Below are 596 nucleotides of genomic sequence, written 5' to 3' on the forward strand. Positions count from 1 at the left end.
GCTCCCAGCCGCCGCAGCCCGGCGCCGCCACCGGCCACTCGCCGCAGCGGGGCAGCGGCCCATCGCCGTGCGACTGCAACCAGGCCACGCAGCGCGCCACCCCGGCGTGGGTGATCCACACCACGTCCGCCACGCCCTGTTCGGCGTGCAGTTGCCGGGTCGCTTGCAGCGCCGCCGATACGCGGGCAAGCAGCGCACCCAGGTTCTCGCCGCCGCCGGGCGCATGGGTGGCGAATGCCGCCGTCCAGGCGTCGATGGGGCCTTTGCCGATGGCTCTCCAGGCCCGCCCTTCCCAGGCGCCGAAGTCCATTTCGCGCAGGCGGGCGTCGGGTCGGGAGCGCGCATCGGGCCTGCGCGCTTGCAGTTCCAGCGCCAGCTGCGCGCAGCGTTGCAGCGGCGAGTGGAACACCCGGGGTTTCGACGGCAGGGCGGCCGCCAGGCGCGCTGCGGCGCTGCGGGTCGCCGTGGCGTCGGCGGGCAGGTCGAGCGCGCCGTAGCAGATGCCGGGGCCCACCAGGGCGGCCGCATGGCGCACCAGCCAGAGGCGGGCCGCGGGGGGTGCGGGGGCGCTCACACCCAGCGCAGGGCGAGCGCTG

Annotated in this window: 1 protein-coding gene; it reads right to left on the minus strand. The window is 76.8% G+C overall.

The annotated features are described in order from the left end of the window. Positions 1-574, minus strand: a 574-nt coding sequence (locus VTU_RS0124765) for a histidine phosphatase family protein (RefSeq protein WP_040894310.1), incomplete at its 3' end; no start/stop codon positions are given. Positions 575-596 lie beyond the last annotated feature (22 nt).

Source organism: Verminephrobacter aporrectodeae subsp. tuberculatae At4 (genome assembly GCF_000193225.1).
Taxonomy (GTDB): domain Bacteria; phylum Pseudomonadota; class Gammaproteobacteria; order Burkholderiales; family Burkholderiaceae_C; genus Acidovorax; species Acidovorax aporrectodeae.